14 protein-coding genes and 1 tRNA gene are annotated in these 16876 nt (G+C 62.5%); 7 read left to right on the top strand and 8 right to left on the bottom strand.

What is annotated here, in order from left to right:
- Positions 1 to 63: 63 nt before the first annotated feature.
- The 3 genes from QTL56_RS03370 to wrbA form a co-directional block, all read right to left on the bottom strand.
- Complete coding sequence (locus QTL56_RS03370; protein WP_245137025.1) at positions 64 to 1098, bottom strand: ABC transporter substrate-binding protein; 1035 nt, start codon at positions 1096 to 1098, stop codon at positions 64 to 66.
- Positions 1099 to 1295: 197 nt separating this feature from the next.
- Positions 1296 to 1381: transfer RNA gene (locus tag QTL56_RS03365), tRNA-Leu, on the bottom strand.
- A 468-nt stretch (positions 1382 to 1849) separates the two neighbouring features.
- Positions 1850 to 2446, bottom strand: a complete 597-nt coding sequence (wrbA, locus tag QTL56_RS03360) for an NAD(P)H:quinone oxidoreductase type IV (protein WP_245137197.1) — start codon at positions 2444 to 2446, stop codon at positions 1850 to 1852.
- A gap of 190 nt (positions 2447 to 2636) precedes the next feature.
- On the opposite strand from wrbA, the gene QTL56_RS03355 reads away from it, so the two are divergent.
- The 5 genes from QTL56_RS03355 to QTL56_RS03335 all read left to right on the top strand — a co-directional run bounded on the left by QTL56_RS03355 (position 2637) and on the right by QTL56_RS03335 (position 7348).
- Complete coding sequence (locus QTL56_RS03355) at positions 2637 to 3422, top strand: competence/damage-inducible protein A (protein ID WP_245137026.1); 786 nt, start codon at positions 2637 to 2639, stop codon at positions 3420 to 3422.
- A gap of 101 nt (positions 3423 to 3523) precedes the next feature.
- Entirely contained in the window at positions 3524 to 4366 is an 843-nt protein-coding gene (locus QTL56_RS03350) for a universal stress protein (RefSeq protein ID WP_229576420.1), read from the top strand.
- Positions 4367 to 4589: 223 nt separating this feature from the next.
- A complete protein-coding gene (gene gpt / locus QTL56_RS03345) occupies positions 4590 to 5087 on the top strand; it encodes a xanthine phosphoribosyltransferase (protein ID WP_229576421.1) in 498 nt (165 codons plus the stop codon).
- 165 nt (positions 5088 to 5252) lie between these two features.
- Positions 5253 to 5690: a DUF2231 domain-containing protein gene (locus QTL56_RS03340; RefSeq protein WP_370660341.1), complete on the top strand. Its 438-nt coding sequence runs from the start codon at positions 5253 to 5255 to the stop codon at positions 5688 to 5690.
- The gene (locus QTL56_RS03335; protein WP_245137028.1) at positions 5687 to 7348 is read left to right on the top strand and encodes a PQQ-dependent sugar dehydrogenase; all 1662 of its coding nucleotides are present in this window, start codon (positions 5687 to 5689) and stop codon (positions 7346 to 7348) included. The genes QTL56_RS03340 and QTL56_RS03335 overlap by 4 nt, the downstream gene beginning before the upstream one ends.
- A gap of 84 nt (positions 7349 to 7432) precedes the next feature.
- On the opposite strand, the gene QTL56_RS03330 is transcribed toward QTL56_RS03335, so the two are convergent.
- Genes QTL56_RS03330 through QTL56_RS03320 form a run of 3 tightly spaced genes read right to left on the bottom strand, consistent with a single transcriptional unit; the run spans position 7433 to position 8543 of the window.
- Positions 7433 to 7966, bottom strand: coding sequence for an SRPBCC family protein (locus QTL56_RS03330; RefSeq protein WP_245137029.1), 534 nt, complete (start codon positions 7964 to 7966; stop codon positions 7433 to 7435).
- Between the two features lie 2 nt (positions 7967 to 7968).
- Positions 7969 to 8328: an ArsR/SmtB family transcription factor gene (locus QTL56_RS03325; protein WP_245137030.1), complete on the bottom strand. Its 360-nt coding sequence runs from the start codon at positions 8326 to 8328 to the stop codon at positions 7969 to 7971.
- Positions 8329 to 8384: 56 nt separating this feature from the next.
- On the bottom strand, positions 8385 to 8543 hold the full coding sequence (locus QTL56_RS03320) for a hypothetical protein (protein WP_245137031.1): 159 nt from the start codon (positions 8541 to 8543) through the stop codon (positions 8385 to 8387).
- A 122-nt stretch (positions 8544 to 8665) separates the two neighbouring features.
- Between QTL56_RS03320 and QTL56_RS03315 the strand changes: the two genes are divergently transcribed.
- Entirely contained in the window at positions 8666 to 9493 is an 828-nt protein-coding gene (locus QTL56_RS03315; RefSeq protein WP_245137032.1) for a DUF1206 domain-containing protein, read from the top strand.
- Positions 9494 to 9527: 34 nt separating this feature from the next.
- Here the strand turns inward: QTL56_RS03315 and QTL56_RS03310 are convergent, their stop codons facing one another.
- Together QTL56_RS03310 and QTL56_RS03305 are read right to left on the bottom strand one after the other, a co-directional pair.
- Complete coding sequence (locus QTL56_RS03310) at positions 9528 to 10157, bottom strand: NAD(P)H-binding protein (RefSeq protein WP_245137033.1); 630 nt, start codon at positions 10155 to 10157, stop codon at positions 9528 to 9530.
- Between the two features lie 172 nt (positions 10158 to 10329).
- The gene (locus QTL56_RS03305; RefSeq protein WP_245137034.1) at positions 10330 to 12240 is read right to left on the bottom strand and encodes a methyl-accepting chemotaxis protein; all 1911 of its coding nucleotides are present in this window, start codon (positions 12238 to 12240) and stop codon (positions 10330 to 10332) included.
- An 843-nt stretch (positions 12241 to 13083) separates the two neighbouring features.
- Here QTL56_RS03305 and QTL56_RS03300 point away from each other — a divergent pair.
- Positions 13084 to 16863: a vitamin B12-dependent ribonucleotide reductase gene (locus tag QTL56_RS03300; RefSeq protein WP_245137035.1), complete on the top strand. Its 3780-nt coding sequence runs from the start codon at positions 13084 to 13086 to the stop codon at positions 16861 to 16863.
- Positions 16864 to 16876: the final 13 nt, after the last annotated feature.

The following is a 16876-nucleotide window of genomic DNA, read 5'->3' as shown; positions in this document are numbered from 1 at the left end:
CGAGAGGTCACCCCACCCCGAACCAAGGGTTCGACCCTCCCCCTCAAGGGGAGGATGAGGTCGTTACGGCAGCATCCGCTCTTCCTTGGCGGGCAGGAAGCTTGCGTCGAAGACCTGCTCGGCGGTGACATTGCCCTTCAGCCCCATCGACACCTTCAGCGTCTCGATCGAGGCGGCGAGCCGCTCCATGTCGACGGTGCCCATGCCGTTTTCGACCACGTAAGGTGTCTTGATGTTCATGGCATTGGCCATATCAAGACGTTCCTTCTCGATCTCGGGATTGAGCGTTTCGTTGCGCTTCAGGACGGCAGCCACGCCCTCTTCCGGATTGGCGACCGCGTCGACAAAGCCTTTCGTCAGCGCCTTCAGGAAGCCCTTGACGGCCTCGGGGTTTTCGGTGGCGAAGTCGGTATTCACCAAGACGCTGTTGCCGTAGAGGTTCAAGCCGTTGTCGGCCATCAGGATGGTGGCGATGTCGTCGGCCGCGATCCCCTGCGCCTTCAGGTTCAGGATAACCGAGAAGGCGAAACCGAAGACGGCATCGACGTCACCCTTGGCGAGCATCGGCTCGCGCACCGGGAAACCGATGCTCTCGATGGTGATGCCGCTGTCATCGATGCCGGCAGCCTGCTTGAAAGCCGGCCACTGGGCAAAGGCGCCATCCGGCGGCGGGGCGCCGAGCTTCTTGCCTTCCAGCGACTTCGGGTCTTCGGTCACGCCAAGCGACTTGCGACCGACGACGGCAAAAACCGGCTTCTCATAGACCATCATGATGGCCTTGACCTTCTGGGTCGGATCCTCATCGAGGAACTTGATCACCGAATTGATGTCACCGAAGCCCATCTGATAGGCGCCGGTCGCCACCCGCGGGATGGCCTCGACCGAGCCATTGCCCGAATCGATCGTTACGTCGAGCCCCTCGGCCGCAAAATACCCCTTGTCCAGCGCCAGAAGGAATCCGGCTGCCGGGCCTTCATATTTCCAGTCGAGGGTAAACTTGATGGCGGTCTCGGCATGGGCTTCAACGACCGGCAGCGTCACGCCGGCCATCAGCCCGGCTGCGAGAAAAGCCGCCGAAAAGAGACGTCTTGATATCATGGAATTTTGCTCCCCTTGTTTTTGATGCGTCCATCAAAGCAGGAATCAAAGAGGCCGGAAAGCGGAAAATGCTCAAACTTTCGTCAATTGTGGATATGCACAATTTTGGCGCACCGGCCGCCAAGGTCCCTGATGGCGGCGACAAGCCCGACAGGTCGCTTTGGTGCATGCGCGTCGGGAAGATGCAGAGGGAGGGTTGGTGCGGACGGCGGGGATCGAACCCGCATGACCTAAGGCCGAGAGATTTTAAGTCTCTTGCGTCTACCAGTTTCGCCACGTCCGCGCGGGCCCTGTTTCGATCAGTTCGACGGACGCGTCAAGGGCAGGCAGGGCCGTCGGCGTGCCACCCCGTGTCATTGGTCACTTAGCTCGCGCGGACGTCGGTGAATTCCACGCCGAGCACGCGTTCCTTGCGCCACTTGACCGCGCAGTCATGCGTGCCGTCATCGAGGCGCAGGCGGAAGTGAGGGGGAATGTGGGCTGTCGTCTCGGAGATGACCTAAGCGCCAACAGGCGAGAGATTGCGAATCCTGCAGTCGAAGGTGGAGCAACCTCCCGCAAGGATGGCTCGGCCCGCTTTCAGGGCCCGCGGGCGGAGTTGGTGACGGCGTGCTGTCTGATTCGTCACACCACCGAAGCGATCGTTGCGAATACATCTCGCATTTTACCGATCACGGACAGAAAACCAGAGCAGGCATGAAAAGAGGCGGGGCCTGCGCCCCGCCTTTGATGATTGTCAATTCTGTGCCGGTCAGGCCAGCTTGGCAGCGAGCTTCGCCACATGCGCGCCTTGGTAGCGGGCGGCTTCCAGCTCGATCTCGGAAGGCTGGCGCGAGCCGTCGCCGTCGGTGATCGTGGAGGCGCCATAGGGAGAGCCGCCCTTGACCTGCTCGACGCCCATCTGGCCCTGGAAGGCGTAGGGAAGGCCTGCATAGAGCATGCCGTGATGCAGGAAGGTCGGGATGAACCCCATGATCGTAGTTTCCTGGCCGCCATGCTGGGTCGCGGTCGAGGTGAACATCGAGCCAAGCTTGCCGGTCAGCTTGCCCTGCGCCCAGAGGCCGCCGGTCTGATCCCAGAAATTGCGCATCTGTGAGGCGACCGTGCCGTAACGGGTGCCGGCGCCGACAATGATCGCGTCATACTGGTCGAGTTCGGCCGGGTCGGCGATCGGGGCTTGCTGGTCCATCTTGTAATATGAAGCCTTGGCGACATCATCCGGCACCAGTTCCGGAACGCGCTTGACGGTAACGTCGGCGCCGGCAGACTTTGCGCCTTCGGCAACGGCATAAGCCATGGTTTCGATGTGACCGTAAGCGGAATAATAGAGAACCAGTACCTTGGCCATGTCGTATCTTTCTTTGAACATGCGGCCTCGCCGCGCTGTGGATGGGCGATAGGTATCGCATTTCGGCGATCCGACCAGTCACACGCGAGGGAACGCACTGTTCAATCATTCACCACCTTTACTTCTCTTCACCGACACAAAACGGTAACGTCTTTCCGCCCCGCCTGCCTCACCCCATAGGACCTGATCCATGACCTCCACGATCCAGACCGCAGCGATGCTCGCCATCGGCGACGAACTCCTGTCCGGCCGCACCAAGGACAAGAATATCGGCCATCTCGCCGACCTGCTCACCGTCGCCGGCATCGATCTGAAGGAAGTGCGAATCGTCGCCGACGAGGAGGATGCGATTGTCGAGGCGCTCAACGCACTCCGGTCGAAATACACATATGTCTTCACCTCGGGCGGCATCGGTCCGACGCATGACGACATCACGGCGGATGCCGTGTCCAAGGCCTTTGGCGTTCCCTGCCTGCATGATCCCGACGCAATGAAGCTGCTCGGAGACATGTATGCCGGGCGCGGGCTCGACTTCACCGAGGCCCGCCAGCGCATGGCGCGCATGCCGGAGGGCAGCCGCCATATCCCCAACCCGGTCTCGACCGCGCCCGGCTTCATCATCGGCAATGTGCATGTCATGGCCGGCGTGCCGCAGGTCTTCCAGGCGATGATGGCGCATGTGATCGGAACTCTGCCGGCCGGCCAGCGGGTTCTTTCCCGCTCCATCCCCTGCCCCTTCGGCGAAGGCGATATCGGGACGGCACTTGGCGCGATCCAGAAGGCACATCCGGACACCTCGATCGGTTCCTATCCGCATTTCGACGGCATTCGCTTCTCCACCGAGCTGATCGTCAGGGCCCGTGACCAGGCCGTGGTCGACGCGGCGGCGGCCGATGTCGAAGTGATGATTGCCACCCTGCGCTCGGAAAAGGATGCCGCCGCCAAACGCGATCTCGGCACCGGCGAAGTGGCCTGACATCCCGCTCCCCACTTGACCGAGGTCAAGGCGGAAGCACACACTGCAGCCCATACTTATCTTGTGCGGACGATGAATAAGGGCCGCGAGAGGAGACGACCATGGGCTACCGGACACTGCTCGCCATATTGGACACCCCCAAGACCACCAGCCAGGTGACGGACTTCGCCGTCTCCATCGCCAACCAGTTTGAGGCGCATGTGATCGGCGCCCATGCCGAAGCCGTCGCCATGGTGCCGCTGGTCGCGCCGATGGAGATCCCGGATCCCGCGACGGTCCAGGCCTTGCAGGAAATGGCCCATCAGGAAACGGAAAGCGTCGAGAAGATCTTTCGTGAGGTCGGCACCCGCGAGGGGCTTTCGCATGAGTGGCGCAGCTTCGTCACATCCTCCGGCTTCAATTCGGCCTCGCTGATCGACAGCGCCCGCAGCGTCGATCTCGTCATCGCCGCCCAGAGTGAAACCGGCATGCTGTCGGAGACCCGCTCGGAGCTCGAAAGCTTCCTGTTCGAAAGTGGCCGGCCGGTCCTGCTCATCCCGCATATCCTGAAATCGCCGAAGCCGATCCGCCGGGTGCTCGTCGCCTGGAACGGCTCGCGGGAAGCCGCGCGGGCGACCTTCGACGCGCTCCCCTTCCTGAAGGCGGCCGACATGGTCGAAATCTTCACCGTCGATGCGAGCGACAATGCCGGCCACAGCGCGCCGATGGCAGGGGCCGAAATTGCTGCCTCGCTTGCCCGGCACGGCATCAAGGTCACTCTGACCGCGTCGGAAAAGACGGGTCTCGATCCGGCAATCGCAATCGAGAACCGTCTGTCGGACAGTTCCATCGATCTCCTCGTCATGGGCGCCTATGGCAACAAGCGCTGGTGGGAAATGCTGTTCGGCGGCGTCACCCGCACATTGCTCGATTCGATGACGGCGCTGACGCTGCTGTCGCGCTGATCACGCGCCGATGCTTGCGGGAACACGGGCCTTGCCAGAGGCTTCGGATTCCCGCTAATAGCAACGGCCAAAGACTGGAGCCCTTCGAGGACGAGCTTCGCGCGGTATCTGCCGCGCGAAACGCGTTTCAGGACCGCGCACATGGCGGCCCGCCCAAGGATCCGGTCCATGGCGCCGCAGCCCGGCGCGGACGATATCATCCAGCCAGCGGAGCCCTCTTCCCATGTCTCTTCCCGATAAAGCCTTCCCCGTCTCCTGGGACCAGTTTCACCGCGATGCCCGTGCGCTCGCCTGGCGCCTTGCGGGCATGGGCCAGGACTTCCGTGCCATCGTCTGCATCACCCGCGGCGGCCTCGTGCCGGCGGCGATCATCTCGCGCGAACTCAATATCCGCCTGATCGAGACGGTCTGCGTCGCCTCCTATCACGACTATGTCAACCAGGGCGAAATGAACCTCCTGAAGGGCATCACCGCAGAACTCATGGTCAATGGCGGCGAAGGCGTGCTGGTCGTCGACGACCTGACCGACACCGGCAAGACCGCAATCGAAGTGCGCGAAATGATGCCGAAGGCGCATTTTGCCTGCGTCTATGCAAAACCGAAGGGCGTTCCCACCATCGACACCTTTGTCACGGAAGTCTCCCAGGATACCTGGATCTACTTTCCCTGGGACATGGGCTTCACCTATCAGGAACCGATCGCCAAGGGCTCCAAGGGCTGACAGGCGAAACTTCCATCCCGATCTCGCTAAAGCCCGCGCCATGGCCGCGGGCTTTTTCATGCCGTCCGAGCCCGTCGGCTGGCCATCCGTTGTCTGCGTGATGGAACAAAAGGCGCCGCTCGACCGTATGGCATGGGTATCCCATCCCTCAAGATCGAGATCGCCATGGCCATTCATTCTCCGCCCGCTGCCGGCAACGCCTATCCGTTTTCGGCGCTCTTTGTTCCTTTCCCCTTCGTCTGCTTCACGCTGACGCTGATCACCGACATCCTCTACTGGCGGACAGCGCATCTGATGTGGAGCAATTTCTCCGACTGGCTCCTGTTCTTCGGCCTCGTCTTCGGAGCGCTTGCCGTCATTGCAGGACTGATCGACCTTGCACGTCCGGCGACCCGGGCGCTGCGCCCGCGCTGGCCCGCCTCGCTGGCCTTCATCGCCATTCTGGTCCTCGCGATCTTCAACAGCTTCATTCATGCCGGTGACGGCTGGACCGCCATCGTGCCCTACGGCCTCATTGCCTCGTCCGTCACCGTGATCGCCATGATCGCCTGTGTCTACCTTACGGCCGACCAGCGCGCCGCCGATGCCTGGAGAACTCCATGACCCGCCTCACCCTGCGCCACGCGGCGCTTGCCTCCACCGCCGTCCTCGCCCTCGCGCTCGCCGGCTGCAGCGACGACAACGGCGATTTCGACATCACCAGCCAGATCGGTCCCGATCCCGTTCTTCCCGAACCAAGCCAGTCCCTCGTGCCCGATCTCAAGGTCGCCGAAGTCGTTGGCTGGGGCGAGGACGAAACGCCCGACGTCGCGGAAGGCTTCACCATCACAGCCTATGCCCGGGATCTCGCCAATCCGCGCACCGTCCACACACTGCCGAATGGCGACGTTCTCGTCGTGCAGAGCAAGGCACCGCCGGGCAAGCCGGTCGAGCGGCCAAAGGATGTCATCCGTGGTTTCATCATGTCGATCGCGTCCGGCAGCGGCGGGGGCGGCAAGCCGACCAATCTCATCACGCTGTTGCGCGATACCGACCGCGACGGAACCGTCGATGAACGCCACGACCTGCTGAAGGACCTGAATTCGCCCTTCGGCCTCGCCTTTATCGACGATACGCTCTATGTCGCGGCCGCCGATGCCGTGCTTGCCTATGATTACCAGCTCGGTCAAAACGAGATCACGACGCCGCCGCGGGTGCTGTCGCCCCTGCCCGGCGGCCCGATCAATCACCACTGGACCAAGGATCTGGCGCTCAGCCCCGACGGCCGCTTCCTTTACGCTTCGGTCGGGTCCAATTCGAATGCCGGCGAACGCGGGCTGGAAGCCGAAAAGGGCCGCGCCGCCATCTGGCAGATCGACCGGGAAACCGGCGCCTCGCGCATCTACGCCTCGGGCCTTCGCAATCCGAACGGCCTGACGATCAATCCGGAAAGCGGTGCGCTCTGGACCGTCGTCAACGAGCGCGACGAACTCGGGCCCAACCTCGTTCCCGACTACATGACCTCCGTCCAGGATCGCGGCTTCTACGGCTGGCCATGGAGCTATTACGGCCAGCATGTCGATCCCCGGCTGCATCCGCCGCGCCCCGACATGGTCGAACAGGCAATCAAGCCGGATTATGCCCTGTCGAGCCATGTGGCCGCGCTCGGCCTCGCCTTCTCGCTCGGCATGGCGATGCCGGCCGATTATGAAAACGGTGCCTTTGTCGGCAATCGTGGCAGCTGGAACCGCGACCACTTCAACGGCTACAAGGTCCTTTACGTACCTTTCGAGAACGGCATGCCGTCGGGTGAAGCCCGCGACGTGGTGACTGGCTTCCTCAACCCCGATGAAGAAGCCCGCGGCCGCCCCGTCGGTCTCGGTTTCGATGGAACCGGCGCACTCCTGATTGCCGATGATGCCGGCAACACGGTCTGGCGTCTTGCGGCAGAAGGTGCAAACCCGCTCGCCGAACCTGTCGGCACCGACCAGATGCCGGAGGGTTCCCCGGTTGCCCAGACCCAGGCGACCTCTGCGGACGCCACCGAAGCCCAGCCGGGCGACAGCGTTCAGCCGGCCACGCCAGCCACCCCCGGCATGGCCCCTGCAGAAGATCCGGCGGCGGCTCCGACACCGGAAGCACCAGCCGATCCGGGCAATGGCACGCTGGCGCCGCCCTCGGTCACACCGCCACAGACGGATGTTCCAGCCACAGGACCAGAAGGTGCCGTGCAGGACGCACCGGCCCCGGCACCGGATGAGCCCCAGCCTGCGCAACCCTAAGCCGCCCGGCTGCAACTCGAAGACATGAAGCGACCCTCCCCGTCATCCGGGGAGGGTCTTTCTGCTTTGGCGACCTGGTCGATTTCAGGCCGGGATCCGCTTGTCGTAGTCGGCCTTCAGGCGCAGCCATCCGTCCCAGAAAGGTTCCGGCCGGTCTCCCCGCAGCTTGGCTGCGAGAATGTCGAGATGCATGTGCCAGCCGGCCCCGACCATCAGCAGGTTTGCCCGGTCCGAGATCCGCCGGTGTGTGATCTTGAGCAGAACCGCATCGCCTTCCGGATGCAGGTCAAAAGAGACCTCGCCGGTGTCACCCCAGGTGAAGACCAGCCGCTTGTCCTTGTGCACCTCCAGCACCCGGCTCTCCATACGCATTTCCTCTTTGAAACCCTCGGGACGCGCGCCGGGCGGGTCGGTCAGTTCGTCATTGCGCCAGACGAGTTCGAACGGGGTGCCCGCTTTCGCTTCCATCGCGCCGTCAGCTAACCAGAGCCGGCGCTTGTCGGCATCGACCAGATAGGACCAGATCCGCGAAGGTGGCCCCGGCAGGCGGCGCTCGATCACCAGCGTCGCCGGTTCCGCCACACGTCCATAAGTGTCCATTTCCAGTAGTTCCGTCATCGTCATTCTCCATCCTTGTTGTTGGGAGATGCGGCGTCCTCCGCTTGGAGGAGCCGTTCGAGAACGTCCAGCCGGCCGGTCCAGAAGTGCTCATAGGTGCTCAGCCACCGGTGAGCGCCGGATAGCGGCCCCGGATCCAGGTGGCAGAGATGGGTTCGTCCCCTGATTTCCCGCCGCACGAGCCCCGCCCCTTCCAGCACCTTCACGTGCTTGGATGCGGCCGCCAGTGACATGGTATGGGGTTCCGCCAGTTCGCCGACGCTGCGTGCGCCCTGCGATAGGTCGAAGAGCATCTGACGACGGGTTCGGTCGCCCAATGCGTGAAAAATTGTATCGAGGATTGTGTCCGTTTGCTCAACCATGTGGTTGAATATCTATCGCGATGCGTCGATTGTCAACCACATGGTTGACTATTTCGTCACATCATCAATAGGCCACCGACGATGAACACCAGAAAGACCGTGACGATCGCCAGGGACCACCAGGACAGCACACTGCCACTTCGGGGGCCCGGATGATCCTTGTCCCGATAGCCGGTGTTCCGGTCTCCGTCATGCTTGGTGCGTTCGTCTTCCATGGCCTTCTCCCTTGGCATCGACAGAACATCGCCCTGCCCCGGAGGTTCCGTACGAGGCGCTTATTCGACGGAACCCGGTGGGCGTGGCTTCCGTTCTCCCTTGGTATCAAGAGAGGGTTCCCATGAACACGCGGTCAAAATTTCACTTGCTGGCACGTGCGGGCTACGGCGCGCGCGGCGTTGTCTTCCTGCTGATTGCGGCGCTTGCCCTGTTTTCCAGCGTTGCCGGCGGCAGACCGGACACCCAGTCTGCACTGACTGCAATCCTGCAGCAACCGTTCGGGCGGATCTGGATCGGGTTGATCGGACTGGGGCTTGCCGGCTTCGTCATCTGGAGACTTGCCCAATCGCTCGCCAATGCCGATGGCCAGGATGATGACCTGAAGGGCTATGTAATCCGTGCAGCCCTCTTCGGCAGCGCCATCACCTATGCGGGCCTTGCCCTTACCAGCCTGACGATGGCCTTGCACATGTCGAGCGGCGGCGGATCCGGTGGCGAAGAGGGGCTGGCCGCCTGGGTTATGGCCCAGCCTTTTGGCCGCTATATTGCCGGTCTCATCGGCCTGGGCTTCGTCATCGGCGGCATCATCACCGCATTGAAGGGCATCAGGCGCAAATTCGGGCGCTATCTGGCGCTGGATGCAGACAAAAACACCCCCGCCGTCCTGATTTCGATCTATGGCCTGGTCGCTCGCGGCGCGGTCTTCGGCATAATCGGTGTGTTTTTCCTCTACGCAGCCTTCACCGTCGATCCCGATCAGGCGGGCGGGATGGCCGATGCGCTGGCCTGGGTCCAGCGCCTTCCCTTCGGCGGCGTCATCTACGCCATCGTCGCGGTTGGTCTTGCGGCCTTCGGCATCTACAATTTTGTGGAGGCGCGCTACCGCCGCATCAACGTGCCCGAGGTTGGCGACATCCGCCGAGAGCTTCCGCTTGGTCGTGCAAGCTGAACCGACAGACGGTCGCCAATGGGTTCGGCGGCCGTCAGTGCAGATCCTGCGACGGCACGATTGTCACGCCCGGCGCCGTTGATGCGGCGGCGGCGAGCATGGCGCGGGCGATCGCTTCAGGTGGGTTCGCCTTCATCGACGAAGGCAGAAGCGGCCCCAACACGGAAAGCACTTTGCCCGCCCATTTCTCCACGGGGCGCGGCTCGGGACGAGGGCCGTCGATCAGGCCGGGTCGCACCAGGACCGTGCGATCGAACCCCAGCGCCAGAATATCCTGTTCGGTCTCGCCTTTTACCCGACTGTAGAAGAACAACGATTTCACATCTGCACCTTTCGCCGAATTGAGCACGAAGGTCCGGGCGCCATGGGCCTTCGCAAGTCTGGCGATCTCGAGCGGAATGTCATGGTCCACCCGATGGAAGCGCTCACGCGATCCGGCTGTCTTGATGGTCGTGCCGAGCGCGCAGATTACAGCATCGACAGTCCAGACTGCGGGATCCTGCGGAAGCGAGTCGAAATCCAGGACCGGCGCCGACAGCCCCGGCCGCGACGGCAGCGGTCGCCGGGTCGGGGCGGTCACCGCAGTGATCCGCGGATCGGCGAGCGCCGCCTCGAGAACATGGCTGCCGACAAGTCCGGTAGCGCCCAACAACAACAGATGCATGATCTCGTATCTCCTCCATCCGACGACTACGCACGCCAGCCGGCCAGACGGAACAAGGCCGACGCTAAGTCCAATGCCCGGCCATCCTGCCCTTTCCATCGCACAAACGAAAGAAGCGCCACACGGGTGTGACGCTTCTGCTTTTCGCGAATTAGCGAATTAGTGACAAGCCTCAGGCCGCCGCGCGGTAACCTGCGCTGCCAGCGGACGCGCCGCCTTCCAGCTTGAAGCGGGCGAGCTGCGCCTGCAGCTGGCGGGCTTCGCCGGCGAGAACCTGGCTGGCAGCCGTGGTTTCTTCGACCATGGCGGCGTTCTGCTGGGTCATCTGGTCCATGTGATTGACCGAGGTGTTGATCTCGCCGAGGGCTGCCGACTGTTCTTCGGCTGCGCGGGCGATCGTCACGACGTGGTCGTTGACGCGGTTGACCAGCGATTCGATCTCCTTCAGCGCCTCGCCGGTGGAAAGCACGAGCGACACGCCGCCCTTCACTTCCTCGGCCGAGGTGTGGATCAGCGTCTTGATCTCCTTTGCGGCATTGGCCGAGCGCTGGGCCAGTTCACGCACTTCCTGGGCGACAACGGCGAAACCACGGCCGGCTTCACCGGCACGGGCGGCCTCGACGCCGGCATTCAGCGCCAGGAGATTGGTCTGGAAGGCGATTTCGTCGATGACCGAGATGATCTGACTGATCTTCTGCGAGGACTGCTCGATCCGGCCCATGGCGTCGATCGCGTTGCGGACGATATCGCCCGACTTGCCAGCGCTCGACTTGGTCTCGTCGACCATGTGCGAGGCTTCCTTGGCGCGCTGGGTGGAGGTCTTGACCGTGGTGGTGATCTCCTCGAGGGCTGCAGCGGTCTCTTCCAGCGAGGCTGCCTGCTGCTCCGTGCGGCGGGCGAGCTGGTTGGCGGCCGACGAGAGTTCGCCGGAATTGCCGGTGATCGTGCCGGCGGCCGTCAGAATGTTCTGCATGGTCTGGCGAAGCACCGCCATGGTCTGGTTGACGTTGCCCTGCAGTTCGGCAAAGGCGCCCTGGAACTGGCCGTCCATGTCATGGGTCAGGTCGGCATCGGCAAGTGCTGCGATGACGCGGCGGACTTCGCTCACGCCGCGGTCGACGCTTTCGACCAGCTCGTTGACCGAGCCCGCGAAGCGCTGCAGATCGGCGTCGTCATAGGTCTTGGAAATACGCTTGGAGAAGTCGCCGGCTGCTGCTGCCGCCACGATGTCGCTGATCGAGGTCTGCAGATCCTTGCTCTGGGCGTGCAGAGCCGCTTCCTGCGCTTCCATGGCGCGCATCTGCGCTTCATTGGTGCGGAAGACTTCGAGCGCGCGCGCCATCTCGCCGATTTCATCCCGGCGCTCGGTGCCGTCAATCGCGTCGCCGACCTTGCCGGAGGCCATTTCGGTCATGACGGCCGTCAGGCTGCGGATCGGATTGACGATACCGCGACGGGCCAGCAGGAAGCTGATCGCAACGCCTGCGACGATGCACACGCCGGCGGTGATGATCTGCACCAGCATTGTGAAGCCGGAAGCGGCCAGCGCATCTTCACGCGAAGCCTTCAGGCTTTCGGCAGACGAGGTCGAATACTCCTTGACCACCGACGTCACCGTCTTCTGAGCCTCGAGCGCCTTGTCGAGCTCGGCCTTCATGGCTGCGAGGTCCTGGCCGGCAGGCGTGGCGGCAACGGCCACCATGGCGCGGATCTGATTGAAATAGGCATCGAGCGCGGTCCTGGTGCGGTCGAGGATCTGCGCCTCGGCCGGGCTGGCCGTGGTCGCGATCTTCGGCAGGCGGGCGAGCATTTCGGCCGCGCGCTTGTCAGTCTCGGCGGCAAAATCGGCGGCCTTTTCCGGCGCAAGCGCCAGCTGGTAGGTCATGCGGGAAATCGCGATGATGTCGACACGCAGGTCCATGGCCTCACGGGCGACCTCTTCGCGTGCACCGGTATCCTTGAGGGCAGAGCCCAGGGAGGACAGGCCGCTTGCACCGACCGCCGCAATCGCCGCAGCAGCGACGCCCATCAGGACGACGACGAGACTGACTTTCTTCAAAATGGACAGATTGGCAATAGACATGGAAAGCTCACTCCGCGCGACCCGCCCTCCTGGCAGGCGGCCTGTCGCGGCCGGGCATGGAGTTCATTCCATACTGTTCTTCCCTTGTCGTAATCGCGACATGTTGCGATTTCGTTGAAAAAAGCCACGAATTTGTGCACTGCAACGGCAAACCCGCTGGCCGGGCCGCAGCACCTCCGGTCCGGCAATTGTGTCAAGCAGATTTGACGCGCGACTCATCCCCAGATTTTTGGCATCGCCCCCTAAATCTTGTGGCGGCGTGTCTTCGACGCATCAAAGTCGGCGAAAACGGCCCGTGTCGGCACGAAATCTACCCAGGGATAATTCACACTCTGCATCACATCCGCTGCCGCACACGTAACACCGTCCGAGAAAGCCGTGTCATTCCCGTGACTTCGCTCTTTTGCCCGTTATCCACAATCTAACACCACAACATATAGCGTTAACATTTCCTTCAAAGACCACCCCTTGACGGAATCAGTGAGGACGATGTTAATGGACCCTGTTGCGGCGGCGACTGGACCGGGCATGAACGAGGCCGGGTTTCATCAAACATTGTAGCGGCTTTCTTGGATGTGGAACGACGTTTTGACGACGTCGCCTGCGAGAGGAAAATCGTGCGATTTTTGACCGCCCGGCGGGGTATTTGGGCCTGGCGGCATTTGTGTGGTAAAACTATATTTAGTATTTGCAGCCACCATCACCACAATATAGAGGGTGCAATCATCTCCGGATGAATCACCTGAAGGATAAGCAAGTCGGCGGCTGCGCGGTTCTGCGTGCAGGCGTTACGCAATTTTACGCGCCGGGTTTTCGGCGCCCTAGATCGAGGGACACAGGCAGATGCGCATTGAACGTCGCTTCACCAAACCGGGACAGTCCGCTTATGCGGAGATCGAGTTCCGCAAGGCCATCAGCGAGATCAAGAACCCCGACGGCTCAATCGTATTTCGTCTTGCCGACATCGACGTGCCCGCACAGTTCAGCCAGGTGGCGGCCGACATTCTCGCCCAGAAATATTTCCGCAAGGCCGGCGTGCCGAAGATCCTGAAGAAGGTCGAGGAGAACGACGTTCCCTCCTTCCTCTGGCGGTCTGTCGCCGACGAGAAGGCCATGGCCAGCCTGCCCGAAAACGAGCGCTACGGCTCGGAAACCGATGCTCGCCAGGTCTTCGATCGCCTGGCCGGCACCTGGACCTATTGGGGCTGGAAGGGCAAGTATTTCACCTCTGAAGAAGACGCTGCCGCCTTCAAGGACGAGCTCGCCTATATGCTGGCCACCCAGCGCGTCGCGCCGAATTCGCCGCAGTGGTTCAACACCGGCCTGCACTGGGCCTATGGCATCGACGGCCCCGGCCAGGGACATTTCTATGTCGACCCCTTCACGGCCAAGCTGGTGAAGTCGAAGTCGTCCTATGAGCATCCGCAGCCGCATGCCTGCTTCATCCAGTCCGTCGAGGACGACCTGGTCAACGAAGGCGGCATCATGGACCTCTGGGTCCGCGAAGCGCGTCTGTTCAAATACGGCTCCGGCACCGGCTCCAACTTCTCTTATCTGCGCGGCGAAGGCGAACGGCTCTCGGGCGGCGGTCGCTCGTCTGGTCTCATGTCCTTCCTGAAGATCGGCGACCGGGCTGCCGGCGCGATCAAGTCGGGTGGCACCACCCGTCGTGCGGCCAAGATGGTCGTCGTCGATATCGACCATCCGGACATCGAAGCCTATATCGACTGGAAGGTGAAGGAAGAGCAGAAGGTGGCAGCCCTCGTCACCGGCTCGAAGATCGTCGCCCGTCATCTGAAGGCGATCATGAAGGCCTGCGTCAATTGCGAGGCCGACAACGGCGCCTGCTTCGACCCGAACGAGAACCCAGCCCTCAAGCGCGAAATCAAGGCCGCGAAGAAGGATCAGGTTCCGGAAAACTACATCAAGCGCGTCATCCAGTTCGCCCAGCAGGGCTACAAGGATCTGGAATTCAAGACCTATGACACCGACTGGGATTCGGAAGCTTATCTCACCGTGTCGGGCCAGAATTCGAACAATTCCGTCTCGCTGAAGGACGACTTCCTGCGCTCGGTCGAAAATGACGGCGACTGGAACCTCACCGCCCGCAAGGACGGCAAGGTGATGAAGACCTTGAAGGCCCGCGACCTGTGGGAAAAGATCTCCTATGCCGCCTGGGCATCGGCAGATCCCGGCCTGCATTTCAACACGACGATGAACGACTGGCACACCTGCCCGGCTGCCGGCTCCATCCGCGCGTCGAACCCGTGCTCGGAATACATGTTCCTCGACGACACGGCCTGCAACCTGGCCTCGCTGAACCTGCTGCAGTTCAAGGATCAGACGACCAAGAACATCGACATCGCCGATTACGAACATGCCGTTCGTCTGTGGACCGTCGTGCTCGAAGTCTCCGTGATGATGGCGCAGTTCCCGTCGCGCCAGATCGCCGAACGTTCCTACGAATACCGCACGCTCGGCCTCGGTTACGCAAACATCGGCGGCCTGCTGATGTCGTCCGGCATTCCCTATGACAGCGCCGAAGGCCGTGCCATCTGCGGTGCACTGACCGCCATCATGACCGGCGTCTCCTATGCGACGTCTGCCGAAATCGCCTCGGAACTCGGCCCCTTCCCGGGCTTTGCGCCGAACCGCGACAACATGCTGCGCGTCATCCGCAACCATCGCCGCGCCGCCCAGGGCCTCGCCTTCGGTTACGAGGGCCTGTCGGTCAACCCGGTTCCGCTCATCCATGCCGACTGCACGGATCCCGATCTGATCACCCATGCGACGGCTGCCTGGGACAAGGCGCTGGAACTGGGCGAAAAGCACGGCTACCGCAATGCCCAGGTCTCGGTCATCGCGCCGACCGGCACGATCGGTCTGGTCATGGACTGCGACACGACCGGCATCGAGCCCGACTTCGCGCTGGTGAAGTTCAAGAAGCTCGCCGGTGGCGGCTATTTCAAGATTATCAATGCGGCCGTTCCGGAAGCACTGCGCACGCTCGGCTATTCGGAGAGCCAGATCGCCGAGATCGACGCCTATGCCGTCGGCCATGGCAATCTCAACCAGGCCCCGGGCATCAATCCCTCGACGCTGAAGGCCAAGGGCTTCACCGACGAGAAGATCGAAGCCGTCAATGGCGCGCTGAAGGCCGCCTTCGACATCAAGTTCGTCTTCAACCAGTGGACGCTCGGCGCCGACTTCCTGAAGGAGACGCTCAGGGTCTCCGACGAGCAGCTCACCGACATGAGCTTCAACCTGCTCGAGCACATGGGCTTCGCCAAGAAGGACATCGAGGCTGCGAACATCCATGTCTGCGGTGCGATGACGCTGGAAGGCGCCCCCTTCCTCAAGAAGGAGCATCTGCCCGTCTTCGATTGCGCCAATCCTTGCGGCAAGATCGGCAAGCGTTATCTCTCGGTCGAATCCCACATCCGCATGATGGCGGCGGCCCAGCCCTTCATCTCGGGTGCGATCTCCAAGACGATCAACATGCCGAACGAAGCCACCGTCGAGGATTGCGGTGCCGCCTACATGCTGTCCTGGAAGCTGGCACTGAAGGCCAATGCGCTTTACCGCGACGGCTCGAAGCTTTCCCAGCCGCTCAACGCCTCGCTGATCGAGGACGAGGATGACGAGGACGGCGTCGAGGAGCTGCTGGCCCAGCCGATGGCCGCCCAGGCCGTCACGATCACGGAACGCATCGTCGAGCGCATCGTCGACCGTGTCGTGCGCGAGCAGGAAAAGCTGCCGACCCGCCGCAAGGGTTACACCCAGAAGGCCAAGATCGGTGGTCACACCATCTTCCTGCGCACCGGCGAATATGACGACGGGCGTCTGGGCGAAATCTTCCTCGACATGAACAAGGAAGGCTCGGCGCTGCGCGCCTTCATCAACAACTTCGCCATCTCCGTCTCGCTCGGCCTGCAGTATGGCGTGCCGCTCGAGGAATATGTCGACGCCTTCACCTTCACCAAGTTCGAGCCGGCCGGCATGGTCACCGGCAATGACGCGATCAAGAATGCGACGTCGATCCTCGACTACGTCTTCCGCGAACTTGCGATCTCCTATCTCGGTCGCAACGATCTGGCGCATGTCGACACGTCGGACTTCTCCACGACCGCACTCGGCCGTGGCGTCAAGGAAGGCAAGGCGGATGTCGTCTCCAAGGGTCTGACTCGCGGTTACAAGCCGACGCTCGTCTCCAGCCATACGCCTGCTGCGTCTGGCGCCGACCCCAAGGGTGCCGCGACATCAGCCCCCGCCAAGGCCTCGACCGTCACCGCCTTCTCGTCGGCCGGCAACACCGCCCGCAAGCTCGAAGTGACGACCGCGATCGCAACGTCTGAAGTCGTGTCCTTCAAGCGCGACTACGAGGAACGCGCCGTGGAACTGGCCGAGGAGATCGCCGACGACGGCCTCTTCTCCGACACGTCCGCCGACGAGGCCGCCAAGGCCAAGGCGGATGCCAAGCAGCTTGAGGCCACCCGCCGCATGCGCTCCATCGCGCAGGGCTATACGGGCAACATGTGCTCGGAATGCCAGAACTTCACCATGGTGCGGAATGGGACGTGTGAGAAGTGCGACACGTGCGGTGCCACGAGTGGATGCAGCTGATTAGCTGAGATTT

The organism is Peteryoungia algae, assembly GCF_030369675.1.
In the GTDB taxonomy this organism is placed as follows: Bacteria; Pseudomonadota; Alphaproteobacteria; order Rhizobiales; family Rhizobiaceae; genus Allorhizobium; species Allorhizobium algae.
The sequence above is the reverse complement of the archived record's forward strand: the minus strand, read 5'-3'. Positions and strand labels throughout refer to the sequence as shown.

Excerpts from the sequence above, each read along its gene's own strand:
- QTL56_RS03330 (WP_245137029.1), bottom strand. The coding sequence starts at position 7,966 with ATGACGGAACTACTGGAAATGGACACTTATGGACGTGTGGCGGAACCG.
- wrbA (WP_245137197.1), bottom strand. The coding sequence starts at position 2,446 with ATGGCCAAGGTACTGGTTCTCTATTATTCCGCTTACGGTCACATCGAA.
- QTL56_RS03300 (WP_245137035.1), top strand. The coding sequence starts at position 13,084 with ATGCGCATTGAACGTCGCTTCACCAAACCGGGACAGTCCGCTTATGCG.
- QTL56_RS03335 (WP_245137028.1), top strand. The coding sequence starts at position 5,687 with ATGACCCGCCTCACCCTGCGCCACGCGGCGCTTGCCTCCACCGCCGTC.
- QTL56_RS03350 (WP_229576420.1), top strand. The coding sequence starts at position 3,524 with ATGGGCTACCGGACACTGCTCGCCATATTGGACACCCCCAAGACCACC.
- QTL56_RS03325 (WP_245137030.1), bottom strand. The coding sequence starts at position 8,328 with ATGGTTGAGCAAACGGACACAATCCTCGATACAATTTTTCACGCATTG.
- QTL56_RS03305 (WP_245137034.1), bottom strand. The coding sequence starts at position 12,240 with ATGTCTATTGCCAATCTGTCCATTTTGAAGAAAGTCAGTCTCGTCGTC.
- QTL56_RS03370 (WP_245137025.1), bottom strand. The coding sequence starts at position 1,098 with ATGATATCAAGACGTCTCTTTTCGGCGGCTTTTCTCGCAGCCGGGCTG.
- QTL56_RS03320 (WP_245137031.1), bottom strand. The coding sequence starts at position 8,543 with ATGGAAGACGAACGCACCAAGCATGACGGAGACCGGAACACCGGCTAT.
- gpt (WP_229576421.1), top strand. The coding sequence starts at position 4,590 with ATGTCTCTTCCCGATAAAGCCTTCCCCGTCTCCTGGGACCAGTTTCAC.
- QTL56_RS03315 (WP_245137032.1), top strand. The coding sequence starts at position 8,666 with ATGAACACGCGGTCAAAATTTCACTTGCTGGCACGTGCGGGCTACGGC.
- QTL56_RS03340 (WP_370660341.1), top strand. The coding sequence starts at position 5,253 with ATGGCCATTCATTCTCCGCCCGCTGCCGGCAACGCCTATCCGTTTTCG.
- QTL56_RS03355 (WP_245137026.1), top strand. The coding sequence starts at position 2,637 with ATGACCTCCACGATCCAGACCGCAGCGATGCTCGCCATCGGCGACGAA.
- QTL56_RS03310 (WP_245137033.1), bottom strand. The coding sequence starts at position 10,157 with ATGCATCTGTTGTTGTTGGGCGCTACCGGACTTGTCGGCAGCCATGTT.